At 51.7% G+C, this 24,222-nt stretch carries 23 protein-coding genes; 14 read left to right on the top strand and 9 right to left on the bottom strand.

Features of this window, described 5'->3' with window-relative positions:
- The first annotated feature begins 12 nt into the window (after positions 1-12).
- From ABIB59_RS01275 to ABIB59_RS01255, 5 genes are all read left to right on the top strand, one after another.
- Positions 13-801, top strand: coding sequence for an AraC family transcriptional regulator (locus ABIB59_RS01275; RefSeq protein ID WP_110296034.1), 789 nt, complete (start codon positions 13-15; stop codon positions 799-801).
- A gap of 205 nt (positions 802-1,006) precedes the next feature.
- Positions 1,007-1,828, top strand: coding sequence for an ABC transporter substrate-binding protein (locus tag ABIB59_RS01270; RefSeq protein ID WP_041851674.1), 822 nt, complete (start codon positions 1,007-1,009; stop codon positions 1,826-1,828).
- A gap of 1 nt (position 1,829) precedes the next feature.
- Positions 1,830-2,651, top strand: a complete 822-nt coding sequence (locus ABIB59_RS01265) for an amino acid ABC transporter ATP-binding protein (protein WP_041851673.1) — start codon at positions 1,830-1,832, stop codon at positions 2,649-2,651.
- Entirely contained in the window at positions 2,651-3,406 is a 756-nt protein-coding gene (locus ABIB59_RS01260) for an amino acid ABC transporter permease (protein WP_041851672.1), read from the top strand. Before ABIB59_RS01265 ends, ABIB59_RS01260 begins: the two co-directional genes overlap by 1 nt.
- Complete coding sequence (locus ABIB59_RS01255; protein ID WP_041851671.1) at positions 3,396-4,088, top strand: amino acid ABC transporter permease; 693 nt, start codon at positions 3,396-3,398, stop codon at positions 4,086-4,088. The genes ABIB59_RS01260 and ABIB59_RS01255 overlap by 11 nt, the downstream gene beginning before the upstream one ends.
- On the opposite strand, the gene ABIB59_RS01250 is transcribed toward ABIB59_RS01255, so the two are convergent.
- The 3 genes from ABIB59_RS01250 to ABIB59_RS01240 form a co-directional block, all read right to left on the bottom strand.
- On the bottom strand, positions 4,071-4,517 hold the full coding sequence (locus ABIB59_RS01250; protein WP_041851670.1) for a DUF441 domain-containing protein: 447 nt from the start codon (positions 4,515-4,517) through the stop codon (positions 4,071-4,073). The genes ABIB59_RS01255 and ABIB59_RS01250 overlap by 18 nt on opposite strands.
- 115 nt (positions 4,518-4,632) lie before the next feature.
- Positions 4,633-6,672 carry a glycoside hydrolase family 31 protein gene (locus ABIB59_RS01245; protein ID WP_354033722.1) on the bottom strand — a complete coding sequence of 680 codons (2,040 nt, stop codon included), beginning with the start codon at positions 6,670-6,672 and terminating at the stop codon, positions 4,633-4,635.
- Positions 6,673-6,688: 16 nt separating this feature from the next.
- Positions 6,689-8,023, bottom strand: coding sequence for a glycoside-pentoside-hexuronide (GPH):cation symporter (locus tag ABIB59_RS01240; protein ID WP_071195411.1), 1,335 nt, complete (start codon positions 8,021-8,023; stop codon positions 6,689-6,691).
- Between the two features lie 312 nt (positions 8,024-8,335).
- Here ABIB59_RS01240 and yoaI point away from each other — a divergent pair, with 312 nt between their 5' ends.
- Complete coding sequence (yoaI, locus tag ABIB59_RS01235) at positions 8,336-8,446, top strand: small membrane protein YoaI (protein WP_272879239.1); 111 nt, start codon at positions 8,336-8,338, stop codon at positions 8,444-8,446.
- A gap of 66 nt (positions 8,447-8,512) precedes the next feature.
- On the opposite strand, the gene ABIB59_RS01230 is transcribed toward yoaI, so the two are convergent.
- The 4 genes from ABIB59_RS01230 to yeaG form a co-directional block, all read right to left on the bottom strand.
- The gene (locus ABIB59_RS01230; RefSeq protein WP_082027109.1) at positions 8,513-9,616 is read right to left on the bottom strand and encodes a fimbrial protein; all 1,104 of its coding nucleotides are present in this window, start codon (positions 9,614-9,616) and stop codon (positions 8,513-8,515) included.
- Positions 9,617-9,803: 187 nt separating this feature from the next.
- Positions 9,804-10,304, bottom strand: a complete 501-nt coding sequence (locus tag ABIB59_RS01225) for a YbaK/prolyl-tRNA synthetase associated domain-containing protein (protein WP_041851667.1) — start codon at positions 10,302-10,304, stop codon at positions 9,804-9,806.
- 299 nt (positions 10,305-10,603) lie between these two features.
- The gene (locus tag ABIB59_RS01220) at positions 10,604-11,884 is read right to left on the bottom strand and encodes a YeaH/YhbH family protein (RefSeq protein ID WP_041851666.1); all 1,281 of its coding nucleotides are present in this window, start codon (positions 11,882-11,884) and stop codon (positions 10,604-10,606) included.
- A gap of 200 nt (positions 11,885-12,084) precedes the next feature.
- Complete coding sequence (gene yeaG / locus ABIB59_RS01215) at positions 12,085-14,019, bottom strand: protein kinase YeaG (protein ID WP_041851665.1); 1,935 nt, start codon at positions 14,017-14,019, stop codon at positions 12,085-12,087.
- A gap of 433 nt (positions 14,020-14,452) precedes the next feature.
- Between yeaG and ABIB59_RS01210 the strand changes: the two genes are divergently transcribed.
- Together ABIB59_RS01210 and ABIB59_RS01205 are read left to right on the top strand one after the other, a co-directional pair.
- Entirely contained in the window at positions 14,453-15,199 is a 747-nt protein-coding gene (locus tag ABIB59_RS01210; RefSeq protein WP_041851664.1) for a MipA/OmpV family protein, read from the top strand.
- A 91-nt stretch (positions 15,200-15,290) separates the two neighbouring features.
- Positions 15,291-16,148, top strand: coding sequence for an aldo/keto reductase (locus ABIB59_RS01205; protein ID WP_107222847.1), 858 nt, complete (start codon positions 15,291-15,293; stop codon positions 16,146-16,148).
- Between the two features lie 90 nt (positions 16,149-16,238).
- On the opposite strand, the gene ABIB59_RS01200 is transcribed toward ABIB59_RS01205, so the two are convergent.
- Together ABIB59_RS01200 and gapA are read right to left on the bottom strand one after the other, a co-directional pair.
- Positions 16,239-17,123 carry a D-hexose-6-phosphate mutarotase gene (locus ABIB59_RS01200; RefSeq protein ID WP_041851662.1) on the bottom strand — a complete coding sequence of 295 codons (885 nt, stop codon included), beginning with the start codon at positions 17,121-17,123 and terminating at the stop codon, positions 16,239-16,241.
- A 198-nt stretch (positions 17,124-17,321) separates the two neighbouring features.
- Positions 17,322-18,317 (bottom strand): glyceraldehyde-3-phosphate dehydrogenase, encoded by a 996-nt coding sequence (gapA, locus tag ABIB59_RS01195; protein WP_041851661.1) that lies wholly within the window; start codon positions 18,315-18,317, stop codon positions 17,322-17,324.
- Positions 18,318-18,659: 342 nt separating this feature from the next.
- Here gapA and msrB point away from each other — a divergent pair, with 342 nt between their 5' ends.
- The 6 genes from msrB (at position 18,660) to ABIB59_RS01165 (ending at position 24,222) form a co-directional block, all read left to right on the top strand.
- Positions 18,660-19,073, top strand: a complete 414-nt coding sequence (gene msrB, locus ABIB59_RS01190; RefSeq protein ID WP_041851660.1) for a peptide-methionine (R)-S-oxide reductase MsrB — start codon at positions 18,660-18,662, stop codon at positions 19,071-19,073.
- A 40-nt stretch (positions 19,074-19,113) separates the two neighbouring features.
- Complete coding sequence (locus tag ABIB59_RS01185) at positions 19,114-19,392, top strand: YeaC family protein (protein ID WP_354033718.1); 279 nt, start codon at positions 19,114-19,116, stop codon at positions 19,390-19,392.
- A gap of 309 nt (positions 19,393-19,701) precedes the next feature.
- A complete protein-coding gene (locus ABIB59_RS01180) occupies positions 19,702-20,775 on the top strand; it encodes a zinc-binding dehydrogenase (protein ID WP_222556765.1) in 1,074 nt (357 codons plus the stop codon).
- Positions 20,776-20,915: 140 nt separating this feature from the next.
- On the top strand, positions 20,916-22,298 hold the full coding sequence (locus tag ABIB59_RS01175; RefSeq protein ID WP_071195405.1) for an MFS transporter: 1,383 nt from the start codon (positions 20,916-20,918) through the stop codon (positions 22,296-22,298).
- 22 nt (positions 22,299-22,320) lie between these two features.
- Complete coding sequence (locus ABIB59_RS01170) at positions 22,321-23,364, top strand: NAD(P)-dependent alcohol dehydrogenase (protein WP_071195404.1); 1,044 nt, start codon at positions 22,321-22,323, stop codon at positions 23,362-23,364.
- Positions 23,365-23,385: 21 nt separating this feature from the next.
- Complete coding sequence (locus tag ABIB59_RS01165) at positions 23,386-24,222, top strand: ketose-bisphosphate aldolase (protein ID WP_071195403.1); 837 nt, start codon at positions 23,386-23,388, stop codon at positions 24,220-24,222.

Raw genomic sequence — 24,222 nt, 5'->3', positions numbered from 1 at the left:
TCGGACAACATTATGCAGCACGGTCTTGGCCTGGATGGCTTTAATCCTGACAGTCAGCAAGAGGCGGCCCTGGCGTTTAGTATTACCGTCGAGGCCGATGAGCAGCGGATCCCGCAGCATCGTCACCGTAAAGGGCAGTTAATTCTGGCCCTGAGTGGGGCGATCACCAGTGAGGTGGAAAACGCCCGCTGGATGGTGCCGCCTCATCACGCTGTGTGGATACCGGGGCTTGTTGCCCATAGTAATCTCGCGACGCCGGGGGCGAAGCTGTGCTTTTTGTTTATTGAACCTGAGCGGGTCGATATGCCAGCGCAGTGCTGCACGTTGAAAATCTCCCCACTGGTGCGCGAACTGATCCTGACGCTTTCTGCGCGCAGCCATCGCGAACGCCAGCAACCAGCCACCCAGCGTCTGGTGCAGGTTTTGTTTGATGAACTGCCCCGTCAGCCGCAAATGCAACTGCAACTTCCCGTTTCCCCGCACAGTAAAATTCGCCAGATGGTCGAAACCATGGAGCGGTCACCGGCCCGCTGGCAGACGCTGGCGCAATGGGCGCAGGAGTTTGCCATGAGCGAGCGCAACCTGGCACGGCTGGTGGTGAAGGAGACGGGATTGAGTTTTCGCCGCTGGCGGCACCAGATGTTGTTGATTCTTTCCCTGCGCTTGTTGATAAGCGGCGAGTCGGTACAAAATGTCGCCCAGGCGCTGGGTTATGATTCCACCACCGCATTTATTACGATGTTTAAAAAAGGGTTAGGGCAAACTCCCGGACGTTATCTTGCATCGCTTGGCAGTACATAATTATTTTCTGCTGCCAATTCCCTTTATGCTGTGTGGTTTATGGCTGTTTTCACGGTTGGCTGGCTTATGGTAAGTGATTCATATGGCGAAGCTATTTTTAATAACTTTTTTAGATAATAAATGCACTTTTTGATATTTGTCTGATGATTACGGTTATGTGACTTTAGCCCTGAAATTTTACTAATAACAGGGCGTAAGGATTAGCATGGCAACCACATCTTCTAAAAAAATCGGTGCGCTTACCGCACTGGCATTGCTTTCAACTTTCTCATTTGCCGCTCACGCAGACAAACTGGCCGATATTAAAGCCGCAGGTGTGGTCAAGGTGGCGACTTTTGACGCGAACCCGCCGTTTGGCGCCATCGACCCGCAGAGCCACGAAATTGTCGGCTACGACGTGGATTTCGCCAAAGCGCTGGCGAAAAGCCTCGGCGTGAAGCTGGAACTGGTAGCCACCAACCCGGCGAACCGTATTCCGCTGTTGCAGTCCGGTAAAGTGGATCTGATTGTTGCTGATATCACCATTACCCCGGAACGTGCACAGGTTATTGATTTCTCCACGCCGTATTTCGTGACCGGCCAGCAGTTCCTGGTCCCTGCCAGCGCGTCCGACAAACTGGATAGTTACAGCAAAGCGCGTATCGGTGCGGTAAAAGGCACCACTGGCGAGCAGGCGCTGCATCAGCGTTTCCCTCAGTCCCGCGTGCTGGCCTATGACGATATCCCACTGGCGTTGACCGCGCTGCGTAACGGCAACGTACAGGCGATTACGCAGGACAGCACCATCCTGGCGGGCCTGCTGGCGGAAGCGCCGGATAAAGCCAAATTCAAAATCCTGCCAGACTTGCTTTCTAAAGAGGAGATTGGCGTGGGTGTCACCAAAGGCGAAACCGCGCTGCTCAAAGCGGTGAATGATGAACTGGTGAAACTGGAGCAGAGCGGTGAAGCCGCAAAAATCTACGACGTCTGGTTTGGTCCGCAAACCAAAGCCCCGGCTCCACGCAGTTTTAAAATAGAAGCGAAGTAATATGTTGGCAGGTCTCTTTTCTACCTCCGTGGCGCAAGCCCCGGAGGCTTTTCCCGTGCAAAAAGGAACGGTGGAGTTTCGCCAGGCCAGCAAAAGCTATGGCGACCACCGCGTGTTGAACGCGATTGATTTGCAGGTTGCGGCAGGGGAAGTCATTGCCGTATGCGGGCCTTCCGGTTCTGGCAAATCGACGCTGATCCGTCTTATCAATCAACTGGAAACCCTGACCAGCGGCGAGATTCTGGTGGACGGCAAACCCACCAGTCAGCTTAAGGGGCGCGAATTGCGCAACCTGCGCCGTCAGGTCGGTTTCGTGTTCCAGCAATTTAACCTCTATGCGCATCTGAACGCGCTGGAAAATATCACCCTGGCGTTAACCCGCATTCATGGCAAGTCGGCAGCAGACGCGAAAAAAATCGCTTTGGATCTGCTGGAACGTGTTGGGTTGAGCGACAAAGCCAGCCACTACCCGGCGCAGCTTTCCGGCGGCCAGCAACAGCGGGTGGCCATCGCCCGCACCCTGGCGGCAGGGCCGCATATCATCCTGTTTGATGAACCGACATCGGCGCTCGACCCGGAGATGATTGGCGAAGTTTTGCAGGTGATGAAATCACTGGCCCACAGCGGGATCACCTTGATCGTGGTGACCCACGAGATGCAATTTGCCCGCGAAATTGCTGACCGGGTGATATTTATCGACGGCGGGGAAATCCTCGAACAGGCCGCACCGGAGGCGTTTTTCACCGCGCCGCAGCATCCGCGCGCCCGGCGCTTCCTGCAAAAAGTGCTCAATCCGCTCCATGCTGACGGCAAGGAGCTGTAATGGGGATTCATCTCGACTGGGCGGGCGTTTTTACCGGCCAACCCGCACAATGGCTCACGTCTGGCTTTCTGACCACCATCTGGGTCACGGTGGTGGGGATTATCCTTGCGACCGCCATGACGGTATTTCTGCTGGCCCTGCGTCTGGCAGGCGGTAAGGTGGGGCGAGCGGTAGTGGCGGGATGGGTTTCGCTGTTTCGCAATACGCCGCTACTGGTGCAACTGCTGTTCTGGTATTTCGCTGCCTGGAACGTGTTGCCGCTGGCATTTCGTCAGTACGTCAACGATGACCACGCCTTTAGTATTTTGCCGGGAGATGTCTGGTGGTTTACCCCGGAATTTCTCTCTTCGGCGTGGGCGCTTGGGCTATTCACGGCGGCATTTCTGGTTGAAGAGATTCAGGCCGGGCTGCATGCCGTGCCGCGTGGGCAAATTGAAGCGGCAAAATCGCAGGGCTTTAGCGATCTGGCGCTGTTTCGCTGGGTGCTTCTGCCGCAGGGGCTGGAGAACGCCTGGCAGCCGGTAGTGGGGCAGTATCTGAACCTGATGAAACTCTCATCGCTGGCGACCGGCATCGGTTTTGCGGAGCTCACCTACCAGACCCGGCAAATTGAAAGCTTTAATGCCCACGCGTTGGAAGCCTTTACGGTGGGAAGTGTGCTGTATCTGGCGCTGGGGCTGCTAATGAGCCTGCTGTTTAACCTGCCGCGCGGATGGCGGGCAATGGTCCGCAAGGAGGCACACCGTGATCGATAATCTTACCGTGATTACCGATAACCTCGGTTATCTGCTGCTGGGACGCGCCGCACAGGGCGAACCGGGCGGCGTGCTGTTATCGGTACTGATGACCCTGGGGGCGGCGGTGCTGGCATTCCCCGGCGGCGTGTTGCTCGCCTGCTGCGCGTGGCGTTTTGCGGGCTGGCCGCGCAAGCTGCTCTTTCTGTGGGCAGAGTTGATTCGTGGGATCCCGCTGATTTTTGTCATCTTCTGGCTGTGGTTTTTGCTGCCGTGGCTCACTGGCGCTGACTTGCCGGGGGCGGTTACCGTTACCCTGGCGCTGGCGTGGTTTACCTCGGCATCGGTCATGTACTCGACGCTGGCGGCGCTTAACGCATTACCGAAGGGGCAATATGAGGCGGCGATAAGCGGTGGGTTTGGCAGCCTGGACATTCTGCGCCTGGTGCTGCTGCCACAGGCGTTACGTAATGCCATTCCGTCTTACGTGGGGTTGCTTATTGCTCTGCTGAAAGACACCTCTCTGGCGTTTATCGTCAATGTGCCGGAGCTGACCACGGTGGCCGGGCAGGTGAATAACCGGGTACAGGTTTACCCGGCGGCCCTGTTTATCTTCACCGGTCTGGTCTATTACCTGCTGTGTACTTTACTGGAGCTTGGGGTTAAACGCTGGCAGAGGCGGCATTTACTGCCGACCAATTAACAGCGAAACCAGACCTGCCGCAATCAGTGGCCCTACCGGCACGCCCCGGAACAGGGCCACACCCAGTACGGTGCCCACCAGAAGCCCGGCGACCAGCGAGGGCTGCGCGCTCATCAGTGTCACCCCACGGCCCCCCAGCCAGGAGACAAAAACCCCCACAGCGATGGCTATCAGCGATTTCCAGTTCAGAAAAGAGCTAATCAGCGTTGATGGTGGCAATGATCCGCTGGCGATGGGCGCCATAACGCCAATGGTCAGAATGACAATACCGAGCGTCAAACCCTGCTTTTCGACCCACGGAAAGTAAGCATTGAGCGGCGTGATACGAATTATGATCAACACCATAACGGCAACGGCGACGGTGGTGTTGTGGCTAAAGAAGCTCAGTGCCACAAGGCCAATAAGGATAAAGAGAGTGGTATCAAACATGGAGAGTGTTTCGTTCCTTGCCAATGAAAAAATAAGCCTGCTTACATTACCTTACGCGGATGCGCATTGTTAAGCAGGCTTTTTATAACGAAACACACGTTTTCAGGCGTTTGCCTTAAACAGCGGACAAAAGAGCGGCCGCGTTGCTCCCTTCACGCATAAAGACCGGGATCGTCTCCAGCCCGGCATTCACGGTAATTCGCTGCTGGCCCTGATAGCGCTCGCCATTCAGATCCACCCAGCCATGATGACCTGGCAGCCAGACTTCACGTTGGCGTTGCCCCGCGTGCAGAACAGGCGCCACCAGAATATCCTCGCCAAACAGATACTGGTCTTCCACCTGCCAGCTTTGTGGCTCATCCGGGTAGTGCCAGAACAGTGGGCGCATCAGCGGATCGCCATACTGGTGGGCATTAGCGAACAGCGCATCCACATAAGGGCGCAGTTTTTCACGCACGGACAGCCAGTGCTGCATGATGGCGTAGTTCTCTTCGCCGTAGCTCCACAGCTCATTAGGCGAACCACTGTTGCATTGCGGGATGCCGTTACGGTAGCTTTCCGGCGGCTGGATTTGCGGTTCACGGTAGCCGTGCATACGCAGTACCGGGCAAAAAACCGCCCACTGGAACCAGCGGATCAACAGTTCGTGGAACGCCGGGTCGTTAACATTTCCACCCTGGAAACCGCCAATATCGGTCGTCCACCAGGGGATGCCCGCCAGCCCCATATTTAACCCGGCGGCGAGCTGGTTACGAAATGCATGGAACGATGAATGCACATCACCGGACCAGGCCAGCACACCAAAACGCTGGCTACCCGCCCAGGAGCAGCGTACCAGGTTAACGATATCGCGCTCACCGCAGGCTTGCAGACCCTCATAAAAACCCTGGGCGAAATCCCGCGGATATTGATTCCCCACCTCCAGTACAGGCCCGGCGTGGTAGCGGTAGTTGTCAAAATCGTAGGCGCGATACTCCGGTTCGGCTTCATCCAGCCAGAACAACTTAATGCCCAGATCGTAATAGTTTTTCTTCACTGTCTCCCAGACAAATTCACGCGCCTGCGGGTGGGTGGCGTCAAAGAAGGTGGTGTTGCCCATAAAATCGAGATTAACCTGCACGCCGCGATCGCTGGTGACCAGTAAACCTTTGGCTTTCATCAGCGGAAAGAGTGGGCTGCGCGCTTCCACCGTTGGCCAGACGGAAACCATCAGCTCAATGCCCATCGATTTCAGCTCGTCGACCATCGCCTTCGGATCTGGCCAGTCGATGGGATCAAAACACCAGGTGCCCTGATTCGGCCAGTGGAAGAAATCAATGACCATCACCGAGAGCGGCAGATGACGACGGCGGTACTCGCGGGCGACCTCCAGTACCTCCTGCTGGGTACGATAGCGCAGTTTGCATTGCCATAGGCCGCTGGTGAATGCCGGGGCAGGCGGCGGCGTTCCGGTGGCTTTGGCGTACTGGCGGGTAAGCTGCTGGACACTATCAGCGGCGGTGATCCAGTAATCCATCTCCTGAGTGACGCGAGCAAGCCAGGTGGTCTGGTTTTTGGCGAAGTTGGCTTCACCAATTGCCGGGTTGTTCCATAACAGACCATAGCCGAGGCTTGACTGCATAAAAGGGACGCTGGCCTGTGAATTGCGCTGCGCCAGCTCCAGCGCACAGCCTTTCAGATCCAGCCATGGCTGCTGATATTGCCCCATGCCGTAAACACGTTCATCCGGGCGCGATTCAAAACGAACGGTCAACTGATACTTGCCGCCGGGCAGCGGTTTAAATTCACGACCATCGAGTTTCAGGGCGCTGATATATTTGTCCTGGCTTTTTTCACTGGCACCGATACCGACGGTTGAACGCTGCCGCCACATCTCCTCAAGCAACAATTCGCCACGCTGGTTGTAAAACGCCAGTTGGCCTTTCAGATTAAGCACCGCGGTGATGTTACCATTGCGCAGCGTTAGCTGTTCCGCGCCCGCGGTTATCTGTGGCTGACAGCTCTGCGGTGGCAACACGGCGTGCAGATTGTCACTAAAGGCCGGGGCGCAGGTGGCACGCACGCGCAGGCTGTGCTCTCCCCAGGCTTCAACGCGCAGGATCTGACGCTCAAAGCGCCATTCAATACTGTCCGGGTGTTGGATAAGTTCGCTCATGAATAACAGGTCCTTTTTACGAGAGACTATGACGGGCAAGATTGATAGATTTCATGGTGTTATCGTCGAGTTTGTACCAGCGCAGGGTGGCAAAAGCGGCCAGCGACAGCAGCCCCGGCACCACGGTGAAGAGGGCAACAATGCAGTACATTGCAACCGATGTCTGTTCTGGCGCATTGGCGACATAGCCGCTCAGCCCTAACGTCCAGCCGACAATAGCGCCGCTGATGGCCATGCCGAGTTTGAGCACGGCGAGAAAGGTCGAGAAAATCACGCCGTCCATGCGTTTACCCTGCAACCATTCCCCGTAGTCGGCGACATCCGCCATCATGACCCACATCAATGTGGTGGTGGCCTGGTAGAGGGTAGATACCACGAAAGTCAGTGGCACCAGCACGTATATCGATTTCGGCGCGAAGAAGAGGGCGATGCTCAGTACACCGGCGAGGACAGCACAATAACCGAACATTTGTACTTTGCTAAAGTTGCGGGTCAGGCGTTTTGCGAGCGCGCTACCGGCTGCTTTACCCAGAATATGTGCGCCCAGCATCCACATAAAATAACTGGCGCTGCCCAGATAATAAGTGACGAAGTACATCATCGCGCCAAGGCGAATGACCCCAAAACCGATGTTGGTAATAACCAGCACAGAGACCACGCGCCACTGGTCGTTTCGTAATAAATCGCGTAATTCGCCGAGATAATTATTGTGGGTTGCAGGCGCTTTAATACGCTCGCGGGTATTGGCAAAGCAGATCCAGAACATGACGACGGCGGCACTGGCCATTATCGCCATTGCCCAGCGGTAGCCGGATAATTTATCGTCACCGCCGAGATATTGCGCCAGCGGCATCATAAAGAATGTCGACATCGCACCGCCGAGGGTGGCTAAAAAGAATCGATACGATTGCAGTGAAATACGATCTTCGTTATTGGGAGTAATGACCGCACCCATTGAACAGTAAGGGATATTGATCGCCGTATACATCAACATCATAAAGGTATAGGTAATTGTCGCGAACACCATTTTACCGGTCAGGGTTAAAGATTCAGGCACGGCGTAGGTTAGCAGGCAACTGATGCCAAAAGGCAAGGCCAGCCACAGCATCCACGGGCGGAATTTACCCCAACGTGAATTTGTCCGGTCGGCAAGATAACCCATTGCCGGGTCAATAATGGCATCGGCGGTACGGGCCAGCAGAAACATGGTGCCAACAAACGCGGCGGGTAATCCAACAACGTCGGTGTAATAAAACGTCAGAAATATAATGACATTATCCAGCCCGACATGGCTTGCCATATCACCGAGTCCATAACTGATTTTCTCTTTACGGGTGATCGTTAAATTCATTGTATTCACCTGGGTTTGTAAGGTTATTTCAGAAGTGCGCTACAGAATAAGGGTGTTGCAAGATTGTATTTATAACAATTGCGAGATTTGTCATCGGAATTATGGAAACTGCTTTTCGTGATACCGGTAACAATTTAGTAAGCATGCAATGAAAAACATTATTTAGCACTGCGTTTATAACGTGTTGGTAAGCAGGCGGCAGGAATCGTTTCAGCGTCAGAATATTCACTTGAATAACCCGAAACTGTCATCGAATTGTCACCCGGTAACATTATGAATAAGAAAACCGGGCTAAAAAGAGGCAGGTTGAAAATGAATGATTTTATGCTGACAGATGGCGTTATCATCGCGTCGTCATTTATCGCCATCATGGTGGTGCTGGTAGTTTCTGTTCTTGCGCTGGAAAAAGCGGGCTGGCCGTAGAGAGTACTTTAATTGTTAGCCATTACAGCCAGTTGCTCTCCGGCGGCCTTGTCACGGATACATGCTTTATTGATAGGTCACCGTATATTCCAGGCGTCCATTCGCCGTACCGGCGTTTACGCTGCTTTCTGTCTGCACATAGCGTGCATAGAGCGGTAGGGTAAGTGTCGTTGATGCGCTATTTGGAATGCTGGTGGTCAATTTTTCGTTGAGATTGATAATCCCTGTCGTGCTTTCAGTGGTAGAAAGCTGAATGCCCACGCCTGTCGCTTTTCCTGTTTCCTCATCAATTTTCATGATCCCTTTTGTCGCATCGACCATACCATTGCGCGGCGTTAATGTCAGCGACACGGAATTAAGGGTGAGTGGGTTGGTTGTGGTAACGCCATTAATGCTGGTGCTTGAATCACCCGTGGGCATATTGCCATAGAAGCGTTGGCAACTAATTAACTGAATGCTGGCGTTTTTCCATGGGCTACCGGTACCCACGCCTTTAAAAACTTTTTTGTTATGTTCGCCCATTTGCACCGACATATTGGCGCTGAGCGGCGCGATATTGCAGGTAGGAGTGTTGACTTCAAAATTTCCGCTGACGCTGAGTTTGGCAATATAAACAAGTTGACCTGATTGCCCGGCAGCAATACGGATACTGGGTAGTTTCGTGGCGGTAATGATGCCCGCCTGTGTCACATTGGCGGTTTTGATAAACTGGAGCCCCATTTTGAATTGCATCGAGGCGGGGATGTATTGTTCCATGCCCACGCCCTCTATATGCCAAAACGGGAAAGAGGGCTCGCTGGCATAGTTGGTTAAATAACGAACGCCAATGCCATCCAGATCCGTCTTATAAACATCGCTAAATCCCGGAACCAACGTACCTGGCAAAGTATCGTATAGGTACATGAGATAGAGAGTGTTGCCGGAAGTGCACTTAATATGCCAGCCAGTAGGATTGTTTGACATGTTAATATACATTTTTGAGATTTGCGCGCCGACAGGGAGATCGGGCGGGACAGAGAAAATACGTGAATCAAGTGGCGCGACAACGGAGACCGGCCCGGTCGCCATATAGTCGGGTACTGGCTCAAGCGCACATGTTGCAACAGCCTCGCCCGTAAGGCTCAGCAGCAGAAGACCCACTGCGTTTAAAACTATCCTTATCCTGTACATGATGCGGTTTCCTGAAAAGAGGGGATCATGTGGGATGATGGAACATAGGGGGCGCTAAGAATTGAAATTTTCGCCGCCGATTGGCCGGACCTACGGTGATACAGGATAACGATAAAAATTAAAAATAAAAATTGTAATAAATCAGAACATCTCTGCATGCGTTTTAATACGCAGCAGAGAAACGTTCTTAACCCTCGCGGTGAAAATTCACCAGTTCAGGACGGGCAATACGCAAATAATCTTTCGTATTGAGAATTATCGACTTTTCCAGCAGTCCGGCGTTGAAAGCAATATCTTCATAACGCGTAAAAAGCAGCGGGTCGGCAACCAGTTTGAGTTCGGGATGGAAACTGAATGGCGGGATCGCACCAAATACGCAAGCCGTTAAGGTTTCGACTTCGGCAGGGCTTGCCAGCGAAGCTTTACTGCCGCCAAAAAAAGAGGCCAGCCGTGCTAAATCGGCCTGCAGGTCAGCGGCAAGGATCGCCAGTACATGCATTTTCACGCCATTGCCTTTGATTTTACACACCAGCGCTTTCGCTCCCTGGCCCAGCGCTGTACCTCGAATTTCACTCACGGCTTCACATTTACCGGATGCTTCATGCTCGACGATGCGGTAGCGCGCCTGAGAATTATCAAGGGTTTCAATAAGATGTTGATGGATATTTTGGCTGGCAATCTCTGACATCATCACTCCTGGAGAAACGTAATAAAAATCAAGAGTAATGCAGTTACCCGAAGATGAAAATAAAAAAGCCGCCTCAAAATTGGCGGCTTAAAAGTACTAGCACTTTACAAACGCTTTTATGTGTACTGTTGAAAAAACGACGTTCGCAAGGAACGAAGTAAGAATCGAGTTTGTCTGGGAAGTAATATGCCATATTTGCCACGATGCAAGGGGGCAAATAGCTGCATTTTTGTACCGTAATTTGCGCGTTTGCGGCGAGGAGAAAAAGCCAGCGCGCAGAGCACTGGCTTTCTCTATGTTTAGTTGGAGCTGGCGTTCTGCTTGTGGAAAAGCTCGCGGAACACCGGGTAGATGTCTTCCTGATCGCGGATATGCTGGATTGCGAAATTATCAAACATCGTCTGCAGATGTTCATATTCGCGCCACAGCGTCTGGTGCGCGCGGCGTGTTATCTCGATATAGCTGTAGTAACGCACAACGGGCAGAATTTTCTTCGCCAGAATTTCATGACATAGCGGTGAGTCATCGGCCCAGTTATCGCCATCCGATGCCTGTGCCGCATAGATGTTCCACTGCGCCGGGTCATAACGTTCTTTGACCACTTCATCCATCAGTTTCAGCGCGCTGGAGACAATGGTACCGCCGGTCTCCTGCGAGTAGAAAAACTCATGCTCATCAACCTCTTTCGCCTGGGTGTGGTGACGAATATAGACGACTTCTACGTTTTTATAGGTTCTGCTCAGGAACAGATAGAGCAGGATATAAAAGCGCTTCGCCATGTCTTTTGTCGACTGATCCATTGAACCAGATACGTCCATCAGACAGAACATTACCGCCTGGCTTGAAGGCTCCGGGCGTTTTTCATAATTTTTGTATCGTAAATCGAAGGTGTCGATAAAGGGGACACGTTCGATTTTCGCGCGCAGTTCGGCAATTTCCTTACGCAGACGCTCTTCTTCCAGCAACTGGGCCGGTTCGCTTTTGGCGACAATGTCCAGGTCACTTTCGAGTTCACGTAGCTGACGACGCTTGCCTGCTGTCATCGCGGTACGGCGCGCCAGCGAGTTTTGTAGTGAACGCACGACGCTAATATTGGCGGGAACACCGTTTGCCGTATAGCCGGCTCGGTGAGTCTTAAATTCATTGAGCTGACGCTGCTGGTTCTTTTTCAGGTTTGGCAGCGCCAAATCCTCGAACAGCAGATCGAGATATTCATCTTTTGAAATCTGGAAAACGAATTCATCCTGGCCTTCGCCGTCAGCGCTGGCTTCGCCCTGACCGCTGCCACCACCGCCACCGCCTCCCTGAGGACGCTCGATGCGGTCGTTTTGCACAAAATGGTCGTTACCCGGATGGACGCGATGGCGAAGACCGCCGCGTCCCTGATGAAACATCGGTTCGCTGATGTCCTCGTTCGGGATGGAGACGGACTCACCATTCTCCACGTCGGTGACCGAGCGTTTATTGATGGCCTCGGAGATCGACTGTTTTATTTGCGCTTTATAACGGCGTAAAAATCGCTGGCGGTTAACCGTGCTCTTGTTTTTACCGTTAAGACGCCGGTCTATGAACCAGGTCATAAGTCCCTCCCGTACTGCATTTGCCAACTCTATCCATTGTACTTCGTGCCGCCGGTATTGGCTGCTTTCGCCCCACAACGTACTGACCCTGTCAGTATGTCACGAGCTGCCCGCTTGCCACCTGCCTGCGCCGCGAAAAACGAGGATACGCACAGATTGTTCAGGCCCGGTCAGCGCTGCGCTGCCGGGCCATTTTGGCATTATGATGATTTACGTACACGCAGATACCATTCACACAGCAGGCGAACCTGTTTGCGGGTGTATCCTTTCTCCATCATACGATCGACAAAGTCATCGTGTTTTTTCTGTTCGTCGGTTGAGGTTTTGGCGTTAAACGAAATAACAGGCAGCAACTCTTCGGTATTCGAGAACATTTTTTTCTCGATAACCGTGCGCAGTTTTTCGTAGCTGGTCCAGTTCGGGTTACGGCCGCTATTGTTAGCACGGGCACGCAGCACGAAGTTGACAATCTCGTTACGAAAATCTTTCGGGTTACTGATCCCGGCCGGTTTTTCAATTTTTTCCAGTTCCGCATTCAGCGATTCACGGTCAAACAACTGACCGGTATCCGGATCGCGGTATTCCTGATCCTGAATCCAGAAATCTGCATACGTGACATAACGGTCGAAAATATTCTGTCCGTATTCAGAGTAGGATTCCAGGTAGGCCGTCTGGATCTCTTTGCCAATAAATTCAGCATATTTCGGGATCAGGTAGCCTTTGAGGAATTCCAGATAACGCTCTGCCAGCTCTTGCGGGAACTGCTCACGTTCAATCTGCTGTTCCAGTACATAAAAGAGATGTACCGGGTTAGCGGCGACTTCGGCATGATCGAAGTTAAACACACGGGAGAGGATCTTAAAGGCAAAACGCGTCGACAGACCGTTCATCCCTTCATCCACCCCGGCGTAATCGCGATACTCCTGGTAGGACTTCGCTTTCGGGTCCGTATCTTTCAGGCTTTCACCGTCGTAGACACGCATTTTCGAGTAGATGCTGGAGTTTTCCGGCTCTTTCAGGCGCGACAAAATCGAGAAGCGGGCCAGCGTTTCCAGCGTACCCGGGGCGCATGGCGCATGGGTCAACTCACTGTGGTTAAGCAGTTTTTCGTAAATTTTGATCTCTTCGGAGATCCGCAAGCAATAAGGGACTTTGACAATATAGACACGGTCAAGGAACGCCTCATTGTTTTTGTTATTACGGAAAGTGACCCATTCTGATTCGTTTGAGTGCGCAAGAATGATGCCGTTAAAGGGCAGGGCGGAAATCCCTTCGGTCCCGTTGTAGTTGCCTTCCTGGGTAGCGGTCAACAATGGGTGCAGCACTTTAATAGGCGCTTTGAACATCTCAACGAATTCCATGATACCCTGGTTCGCGCGGCACAGTGCACCGGAGTAGCCATAGGCATCGGGATCGTTTTGTGCGTGGTTTTCCAGTTTACGGATGTCCACTTTACCCACCAGAGCAGAGATGTCCTGGTTGTTCTCATCGCCCGGTTCTGTTTTCGCGATGGCAATTTGTTCAAGTACGGATGGCCAGACTTTGACCACGCGGAATTTGCTGATGTCACCGCCAAAATCATGCAGGCGTTTAGCCGCCCACGGCGACATGATGGTGCCGAGGTAACGACGCGGAACGTTATATTCCTTTTCCAGAATCTGCGCGTCTTCCTGCGGGTTGAACAGACATAGCGGATGGTCGTTGACCGGGCTGCGTTCGCCATTGGCGCTCAGCACGTAAATCGGTACCCGCTGCATTAAGGATTTCAGGCGTTCGGCAAGCGAGGATTTACCGCCCCCGACCGGACCGAGCAGATAAAGGATCTGTTTCTTCTCTTCCAGCCCCTGGGCGGCATGTTTGAGATAAGACACAATTTGCTCGATTGCTTCTTCCATGCCATAGAACTCTTCAAACGCCGGGTAGCGTCCGATAACCCGGTTCGAAAAGAGACGGGAAAGCCGTGGCTCCTGGGCAGTATCCACCATCACTGGCTCACCAATGGCCATCAGTAGCCTTTCTGCCGCGTTAGCGTAGGCACTGCGGTCTTGCCGACAGATGGTAAGAAATTCCTGCAGTGTGAACTCTTCGTCCTTGGCAGCTTCATAGCGCTGGCGGTAGTGATCGAATATATTCATGGCATGCCGTCCTTTCGTTTTTTAGCACAGGTAAAGAGCCGTTCATATGAATAGTAGAGGCTCCCGGAAGCGTTAACTGAACGACGCTAAGAGTCATACAGCAACCCTCATGCCAGGTTGCATGTTATTAACAATATGCGGGTTCGTTAAATCGTCTTCTTAATTTAAGCGTAGATGGCATTTGCAAAACTTGCATGCCGCCTAAAACTAATTTCAATGACATATCAATAACTCATCCATAAATGCTTTCTTTTGTGATAAGCCTTCCACTCTCAAATCACAGCGGCTTCATAAAACAGTAAGCCCCCTGTCATATACAGACCACAGGCTATAGGGTTTAGTTTTGTAATGGTTAAGTAAAAAAATTTGGGTAGACTGTTCTGGACGGTTAAACTTCACTCCGCCGATTATTGACTACAGGAATTAATGGACTGTGATGAAACTCAAACTCCTGGCACTGGGCGTGCTGATCGCTTCTTCTACTTTTACTGCCAATGCCGAAAGCAACTTCTCCCTGGGGGCGGGCGTGGGCGTTGTAGAGACTCCGTATAAACAGTACGACAATAAAACCTATCCGATCCCGGTTATCACCTATGAAAGTGATGACTTCTGGTTCCGTGGTTTAGGCGGCGGCTACTACCTGTGGAATGATCAGGCCGACCAACTCTCCATCTTTGCCGCATATTCGCCCTGGAGCTTTAAGCCGGGTGACAGTGACAATAATCAACTGCGTCAGTTGAATAAACGGAAGTCAACCGCAGTGGCGGGGCTTTCGTATATTCATAACACCGAATACGGTTTCCTGCGCACGTCTCTGGCTGGTGATGTGCTGGACAACAGTAATGGTGTGACATGGGATCTGGCCTGGCTGTATCGCTATACCAATGGTGGCCTGACGCTGACGCCGGGTATCGGGGTTGAATGGAACAGCGATAATCAAAACGAGTACTATTATGGTGTATCGCGCGAAGAGTCACGTCGCAGCGGCCTTAATAGCTACGATCCGGACAATGGCTGGAGCCCTTATCTGGAACTTACCGCCAGCTATCGTCTGAACGACAACTGGAGCGTTTACGGCACCGGGCGCTATACCCATCTGTCTGATGAAATTAAAGACAGTCCGATGGTGGATAAATCCTGGGCCGGATTGTTATCGGCAGGGGTAACGTATCGTTTCTGATTGTGCGTCTTTATAGTGCAATCTGTGCATTAAAACAGGGCCATTGGCCCTGTTTTGCTTTACGGTGGTGCATTTAGCGCAGGAGGATGATATGGCAGAGAGAAATGTGGTCTTCGCAGGCGAGGTGACACTGCCTGCTATTGGTCAGGGTACCTGGTATATGGGGGAGAATGACCGCCAGCACAGTAAAGAGGTGGATGCACTACGGGCGGGCATTGATGCCGGGCTTACGCTTATCGATACGGCGGAAATGTACGCGGACGGTGGGGCAGAAGAGGTAGTCGGTGATGCCCTGCAGGGCGGATTACGCGACAAAGTCTACCTGGTGTCGAAAGTGTATCCGTGGAATGCCGGCGGTAAAAAAGCAATTGCGGCTTGTGAGGCGAGCCTGCGCCGTCTGAAAACCGATTATCTCGATCTCTATCTGCTGCACTGGCGGGGAAATTTTTCGCTGGCTGAAACGGTGGAGGTGATGGAGACCCTCATTGCGCAGGGCAAAATTCGCCGCTGGGGTGTGTCGAATCTCGATTATGCCGATATGCAGGAACTCTGGCGGGTGCAGGGTGGTAAAGCCTGCGTGACCGATCAGGTGCTCTATCATCTGGGGTCGCGCGGTATCGAATATGACCTGCTGCCCTGGTGCCAGCAACAACAGATGCCGGTGATGGCATACTGCCCGCTGGCGCAGGCCGGGCGTCTGCGTGATGGATTGCTGAATAACAGCGTAGTGACCGATATTGCTCGAGCCCATAACGCGACGGCGGCACAAATTCTGCTGGCCTGGGTTATTAGTCACGAGGGGGTGATGGCTATTCCAAAAGCGGGCACTGTGGCGCATGCCCAGGAAAATGCCGCAGCGTTGAACATTACGCTGAGCGCAGAGGAGCTGGCGCGGCTGGATAACGCATTTCCGGCACCGGGGCGTAAAACACCCCTGGATGTGGTGTAGCGCGTCGCGCATAAGTGTATAAGATGCGGATGCTGTTGCCCGAATAAGTCGGGGAGAGCCCGGGAACACGGCTTACCCGGGCTATCACAATCAGCGTTTAACCACGCGGATCGTCTGCGCCAGGCGAGACGGTTTTTCTTCGGTGGTTTTTTGCGGCGCGGTCGCGCAGGCTGATTCAACACAAACAAATGTTTTATAACCATCATCCGGCATGTCGGTCATGCTGGCAGAGAGCGCCGGACCCGGGTTCCATGCGACAACGTTAGTATGATGGTGATGGATCACTTCAATGGTGCGGTTCAGCGCACTGTCATGGATCACACTGCAGGCTTCCGGATTCAGATAGACGCGATCGGTGCGATCCGGGAATGTCTGTACGCCATCGGTCAGTGCATCTTCTTGCGCGTTGTTCACTTTATCAATGAAACGATCGCCCAGACCGCTGACTTTCACCGCATGGATATCGCCGACGTTGAAATAGGTATGCAGAGCTGAGGTGGTTTCGAAATCGCCGTGCGCTTCCAGTTCGATTTCGCAGGTTTTACCCAATTTATAGCGGGCAAACAGCGTGAAATCATGCGGCCAGTATTGGCGGGACGCTTCGCTGCTGTGCAGCTCAAATGTCAGCACAACCCCCTTATCATCTTCATTATGCGCTTTCAGTGTCCATGCCAGGTTACGGGCGAAACCGTGAGCAGGCAGACCCTGCTGTGCAGCCGGGCCAAACCATGGCCAGCAGATCGGTACGCCGCCGCGCAACGCCACGCCGTTTTTAAACGGCGTGTTGCCGCTCAACCACAGCGCTTCGTCTTCACCCTGCGGTTTCCAGGAGAGCAGATGTGCGCCCTGCAGAGCAAAAGAGGCTTTAACTTGTGGGTGGTCGATAACGATAACGTCCAGTTCGTCCATCAGGCGGCGAGAGAGGGCGGAGGAAATTTGTTCAACAACCGGGAGAGCAAAAATTTTGTTTATCATGGTGCAATCCTTCGTTTAGCGAGACACAAAATCATGAAAGCTGCATCGGGACGGCAAGTCTGAAGAGAGCCGGGAGCACAGAGAATTCTGCGGCCAGCATCCGCGAACAGCGCCAGTAAGGAAGCAGCTTTCAGGATGACGCGAAACATAAAAAAAGGCGACCGAAGTCGCCTTTATAGATCAATGTCTCATCTCAACTTATTTAGAGATGTGAGCGATCAGGTCCAGAACTTTGTTGGAGTAACCGGTTTCGTTGTCGTACCAGGATACCAGTTTCACGAAGTTGTCGTTCAGTGCGATACCTGCTTTAGCATCGAACACGGAAGTGCAAACTTCGCCGTTGAAATCGGTAGATACAACGTCGTCTTCGGTGTAACCCAGAACGCCTTTCATTGCGCCTTCAGAAGCCGCTTTGATTGCTTTCTTGATTTCTTCGTAAGACGCTGCTTTTTCCAGACGAACGGTCAGGTCAACAACAGATACGTTCGGAGTCGGAACGCGGAACGCCATACCAGTCAGTTTGCCATTCAGTTCTGGCAGTACTTTACCTACAGCTTTAGCTGCACCGGTAGAGGACGGGATGATGTTCTGGGATGCGCCACGACCGCCGCGCCAGTCTTTATGAGACGGGCCATCAACGGTTTTCTGAGTTGCAGTGGTCGCGTGAACAGTGGTCATCAGACCTTCGATGATGCCGAAGTTGTCGTTGATAACTTTTGCCAGCGGCGCCAGGCAGTTGGTGGTGCAGGATGCGTTAGAAACGATGTCCTGGCCTTCGTATTTGTCAAAGTTAGCGCCTTTAACAAACATCGGGGTGTTGTCTTTGGAAGGACCAGTCAGAACAACTTTTTTCGCGCCAGCAGTGATGTGTTTACGCGCGGTTTCGTCGGTCAGGAAGATACCGGTAGCTTCTGCTACAACGTCAACACCGATTTCGTTCCATTTCAGGTTAGCCGGATCTTTTTCAGCAGTAACACGGATGGTTTTGCCGTTAACAACCAGATGGCCGTCTTTGACTTCTACGGTACCGTTGAAACGGCCGTGAGTAGAGTCATATTTCAGCATGTAAGCCATGTATTCTGCGTCTAACAGATCGTTGATACCAACGATTTCGATGTCAGAACGTTCCTGAGCAGCACGGAAAACAATGCGACCGATACGGCCAAAACCGTTGATACCTACTTTGATAGTCATATATTCCACCAGCTATTTGTTAGTGAATAAAAGGTTGGCTGTAAAATTACAAAAACCTTACGCAGCGTCAAGCGGAATCGTGTCAATCATTGCGACAAATCAATCCTCCGCATAACCTTTGTTCGACTGACTCGTCTCACTCTTCCTATGAGCATGCTCCCCATATGGGGACGCCGCCCCGAATTTTAAAGGTCATGCAGGATAAAAATGTGAGAGTGATCACAATTACCCGCCCGGGGATTCGCAGCAAGTAAGTTTAGATCAAAAGTTATCACTTCATTGTTAATGTTTTGTTAGAATCGAAGTGAAGTTGTACGAATTCTTACCGCGAGATGTGAGCTTATGACGACGAAATCCTCTCAGGATGACCTGAAAAAAAATCTGACGGAGATGCAGTTCTACGTGACACAGGATCACGGTACCGAGCCGCCTTTCACAGGCCGTCTTTTACACAACAAACGTGAAGGCGTGTATCACTGTCTGGTTTGCGACGCTCCCCTGTTTCATTCGCAGACCAAGTATGATTCAGGCTGCGGCTGGCCGAGCTTTTTTGAGCCAGTAAGTGAAGAGTCCATTCGCTATATAAACGATTACTCGCACGGTATGCAGCGTGTTGAAATTCGTTGCGGTAATTGTGACGCGCATCTGGGACATGTTTTCCCGGATGGTCCACAACCGACCGGTGAACGTTATTGCGTGAATTCTGCCTCGTTGAGTTTTACCGACGATGAAAACGGCGATCGGACTCTGGGGTGAGGAATCGATTCAGCTATTATTCCAGTGGAGTTAATTTAGCATGGATTTCGAACAAGTCATTAACAGTATGACACCGGACATCTATCAACGTCTGGTAACGGCTGTCGAATTGGGTAAGTGGCCGGATGGCGTTGCGCTGACGGCAGAACAAAAAGAGAACAGCCTGCAACTGGTTATGTTATGGCAGGCCCGCCATAACACTGACGCGCAGCACATGACCATCGACACGCAAGGACAGATGGTGATGAAAAGCAAGCAGCAACTGAAAGAAGATTTTGGTATTACGCCTAAGTCAATTGCGACGCTGAAAATGCAATAACTTCCCCGATGAGCGGCGAGGCCACAGCGCTTCGCCCAGTTTTCTCTCCTTCCCGTTTTACCCTCCTTTTCATGCTTTACTTCCTCTTGATGTCCTGATTGCAAAAATCTGTTTTTCCCACAAAGTAACTTCTTTTTATTAAGTTTTTGATTTTACATGATTTTGTCGATTATGCGTGTTCTCAATTTGTGATCTTCGTTGTGAAATGCAGAATAAAATCTGTGTTTAACAGATATTGGGTTGACTTCAAAAATGGATGGCGCGAATAATAGCCTCACTGAAACAAATGAAATCACTGAGGAGCAAGCGATGAAAGCATTAGCGCGTTTCGGCAAGGCATTTGGCGGTTACAAGATGATTGACGTACCTGAACCTGAGTGCGGTCCGGATGATGTTGTGATTGAAATCAAGGCCGCAGCTATTTGCGGTGCGGATATGAAGCATTATAAAGTCGACAGCGGCTCTGATGTTTTTAACTCAGTCCGCGGACATGAATTTGCCGGACGCATTTGTAAAACCGGGGCGAATGTGAAGGACTGGAAAGTCGGCCAGCGCGTGGTGTCCGATAACAGCGGTCACGTCTGTGGCGTGTGCCCGGCCTGTGAACAAGGTGATTTTCTGTGTTGTACAGAAAAAGTAAACCTTGGCCTTGATAACAACACCTGGGGCGGTGGTTTTTCGAAATATTGTCTGGTGCCCGGTGAGATCCTGAAAATCCATCGTCGCGCACTGTGGGAGATCCCGGAAGGCGTCGACTACGAAGAAGCGGCAGTTCTCGATCCTATCTGTAATGCCTACAAATCTATCGCCCAACAATCCAAATTCTTACCAGGCCAGGACGTGGTGGTCATCGGTACTGGGCCATTGGGCCTCTTTTCTGTCCAGATGGCGCGCATTATGGGGGCGGTCAACATTGTGGTCGTCGGGCTGGATGAAGATGTTGAAGTCCGTTTCCCGGTTGCCAGAGAGCTCGGCGCAACGGCGGTGGTCAATGGTTCGAAAGAAGACGTTGTTGCCCGTTGCCAGGAGATCTGCGGCAAAGATAACCTCGGGCTGGTGATTGAGTGCTCAGGAGCCAATATCGCGCTGAAACAGTCCATCGAAATGCTGCGTCCGAATGGGGAAGTGGTGCGCGTTGGTATGGGTTTCAAACCGCTCGATTTTTCGATTAACGATATCACGGCGTGGAACAAAAGCATTATCGGACACATGGCCTATGACTCCACCTCCTGGCGTAACGCCATTCGCCTGCTGGCCTCCGGCGCTATTCAGGTGAAACCGATGATCACCCACCGTATTGGACTGTCAGAGTGGGAAAAAGGCTTTGACGCGATGGTCGATAAAACGGCAATCAAAGTCATCATGACCTACGACTTTGATTGATAAGGACTGCGCCTTGTTATTAGCACCGCCAATGCGATCTTGTCATTTACTTTAAATATTGAAGGAAATAATAAAACAGGACATCGCGGACGGAATACACGAATACAAAAATTAATGCTTTATTTCGTGAGGAATATCTTATGGGAAACACAATTGAAAAACCCAATTGTGGGGCAAGACTCGACCGCCTTCCGGATTGCCACTGGCATTATACTATGTTTGGAATGGTGGCTTTCGGATTATTGGTTTGCTGGAGTAACGCCGTTGGTGGATTAATCCTGGCACAGTTAAAAGATCTGGGATGGACAGATAATTCAACGACCGCAACCTTTTCTGCTATTACCACGGCGGGTATGTTTGCCGGGGCATTAATTGGCGGCATCATTGGCGATAAAATTGGTCGTAAGAAAGCCATTATCCTTTATGAAATTATTCATATTGTATCAATGATTGCCGGTGCGCTCTCTCCGGATATGACATTCCTGATTGCCTGCCGTCTGGTGATGGGATTTGGTCTGGGTGCACTGCTGGTGACGCTGTTTGCTGGATACACCGAGTATATGCCGGGGCGCAGCCGTGGAACCTGGTCGAGTCGCGTCTCCTTTATTGGCAACTGGTCATATCCACTGTGTTCATTAATAGCGATGGGGCTGACAACGCTGGTCAGCGCAGAGTGGAACTGGCGAGTACAGCTGATTATTCCGAGCGTGCTCTCGCTTATTGCCACCTGGCTTGCCTGGCGTTATTTCCCGGAGTCTCCGCGCTGGCTGGAGTCGCGTGGACGCTATGCGGCAGCCGAAGCCATCATGTCGGAGATCGAACGTAAAGTCAGTCTGCAAACCGGCAAGGCACTGAGCGTGGTGACACCTACTGAGAGTAAAAGCCTGCCTGCCGTGGTGCCTTATTCATCGCTGCTGAAAGGAGTGTTGCTTAAACGAGTGGTTCTGGGATCCTTTGTCTTAATCGCCATGAACGTGGTGCAGTACACGCTAATTAACTGGCTGCCCACCATCTTTATGTCGCAGGGGATTAACCTTAAAGATTCCATCGTGCTGAATACCATGAGCATGTTTGGCGCACCCTTTGGCATCTTTATCGCCATGATGGTGATGGATAAAATTCCACGCAAAACAATGGGTGTTGGGTTACTGCTGTTTATTGCTGCGCTGGGTTATTTCTATTCGCTGCAGACCAATATGCTGATGATTACCGTTTGCGGCTTTTTCCTGATTACTTTTGTTTATATGTATGTCTGCTATGCCTCTGCAGTCTACGTGCCCGAAATATGGCCAACCGAAGCGAAATTACGCGGCTCGGGCCTGGCGAATGCGGTCGGTCGCATCAGCGGTATTGCTGCACCTTATGCCGTGGCTGTTCTGCTCAGTAATTATGGCGTCACCGGTGTCTTTATTCTGCTGAGTGTCGTGGCCATTATCGTTGCGGCAGCTATTGCGACCATTGGTATCGAAACAAAAGGAGCATCTGTCGAAAGTATTGGGATGGATGCCGTTACCACCAAATAATGCGTCTTCGAAAGGAATGTGTATGCAAAACTCTAAGGCAATTTTAAAAACACCTGGCACCATGACAATTCTGCCAGCGAATATGCCGGTGCCAAAGGATGATGAAGTATTAATTAAAGTGGAATATGTCGGTATTTGTGGTTCAGATGTTCACGGTTTTGAGTCTGGCCCTTTTATTCCACCGAAAGATCCGAATCAGGAAATTGGCCTTGGCCATGAGTGCGCGGGAACCGTAGTGGCCATTGGCCGTAATGTGAAAAAATTCAAACCGGGCGATAAAGTGAATATTGAACCCGGAGTGCCCTGCGGAAAATGTCGCTACTGCCTGGAAGGCAAATATAACATTTGTCCTGATGTCGACTTTATGGCGACCCAGCCAAATTATCGCGGTGCACTGACATATTACCTCTGTCACCCTGAAAGCTTTACCTACAAGCTGCCGGAAAATATGGACACCATGGAAGGTGCGCTGGTCGAGCCTGCCGCGGTGGGCATTCATGCCGCGATGCTGGCTGACGTGAAGCCCGGCAAAAAGATTGTCATTCTCGGCGCGGGCTGTATCGGCTTAATGACCTTGCAGGCTTGTCGCTATCTGGGCGCCACGCAAATTGTGGTGGTTGACGTGCTGGAAAAACGACTGGCGATGGCGGAAAAACTGGGCGCCAGCGCGGTGATTAACGGCGCGAAAGAGGACACGGTGGTCTGCTGTGCCGAACGTATTGGTGAGATGGGCGCGGATATCGTTTTTGAAACGGCCGGGTCTGCGATCACCGTAAAACAGGCACCTTATCTGGTGATGCGTGGTGGCAAAATTATGATTGTCGGTACCGTTCCGGGCGACTCTGCGATTAATTTCCTGAAAATTAATCGCGAGGTCAGTATTCAAACGGTATTCCGTTATGCCAACCGCTATCCATTAACTATTGAGGCCATCTCCTCCGGGAAATTTGATGTGAAATCGATGGTCACCCATATTTACGATTATGACGATGTGCAGCGCGCATTCGACGAATCCGTAAATAACAAACGCGAAATTATTAAAGGCGTTATTAAAGTCTTAGCTTAATTCATTAATGAGGTGTTATTCATGCTGGCAGATATCAGATTCTGGGAAAATCATGCGCAAGAAAATCATTATGCAATTGCGCATTTTAATGTCTGGAATGCGGAAATGTTGATGGGCGTTATTGATGCAGCGGAGGAGACAAAATCTCCAGTCATTATTTCTTTTGGTACAGGTTTTGTAGGCAATACATCGTTTGAAGATTTCTCTCATATGATGGTCTCCATGGCGAAACAAGCCACGGTTCCGGTTATTACCCACTGGGACCATGGCCGCAGCATGGAGATTATTCACAATGCCTGGCAGCACGGAATGAATTCTTTAATGCGCGATGCATCGGCATTCGACTTTGAAGAGAATATCCGTCTGACTAAAGAGGCCGTGGATTTCTTCCATCCTCTGGGTATTCCGGTTGAGGCGGAACTGGGGCATGTCGGCAACGAAACGGTCTACGAAGAGGCGCTGGCGGATTATCACTATACCGACCCGGACCAGGCTGCGGAGTTTGTTGCGCGCACCGGGTGTGACTCGCTGGCAGTAGCGATTGGCAATCAGCACGGCGTCTATACATCCGCGCCGCAGCTTAACTTTGAGGTTATCCGTCGCGTCCGTGAAGCCGTATCGGTCCCGCTGGTTTTACATGGCGCGTCCGGGATCAGCGATGCCGACATTAAAAAAGCCATCGCACTCGGCATCGCCAAAATCAATATCCATACCGAGCTGTGCCAGGCGGCGATGGTGGCGGTAAAAGAATACCAGCATGAGCCGTTCCTGCATCTGGAGCGCGAAGTGCGTAAAGCCGTTAAAGAACGTGCGCTGGAGAAAATCCGTCTGTTTGGTTCGGACGGTAAGGCGGAGTAG

Source organism: Citrobacter sp. UYEF32 (genome assembly GCF_040546205.1).
Classification (GTDB): Bacteria; Pseudomonadota; Gammaproteobacteria; order Enterobacterales; family Enterobacteriaceae; genus Phytobacter; species Phytobacter diazotrophicus.
The sequence above is the reverse complement of the archived record's forward strand: the minus strand, read 5'-3'. Positions and strand labels throughout refer to the sequence as shown.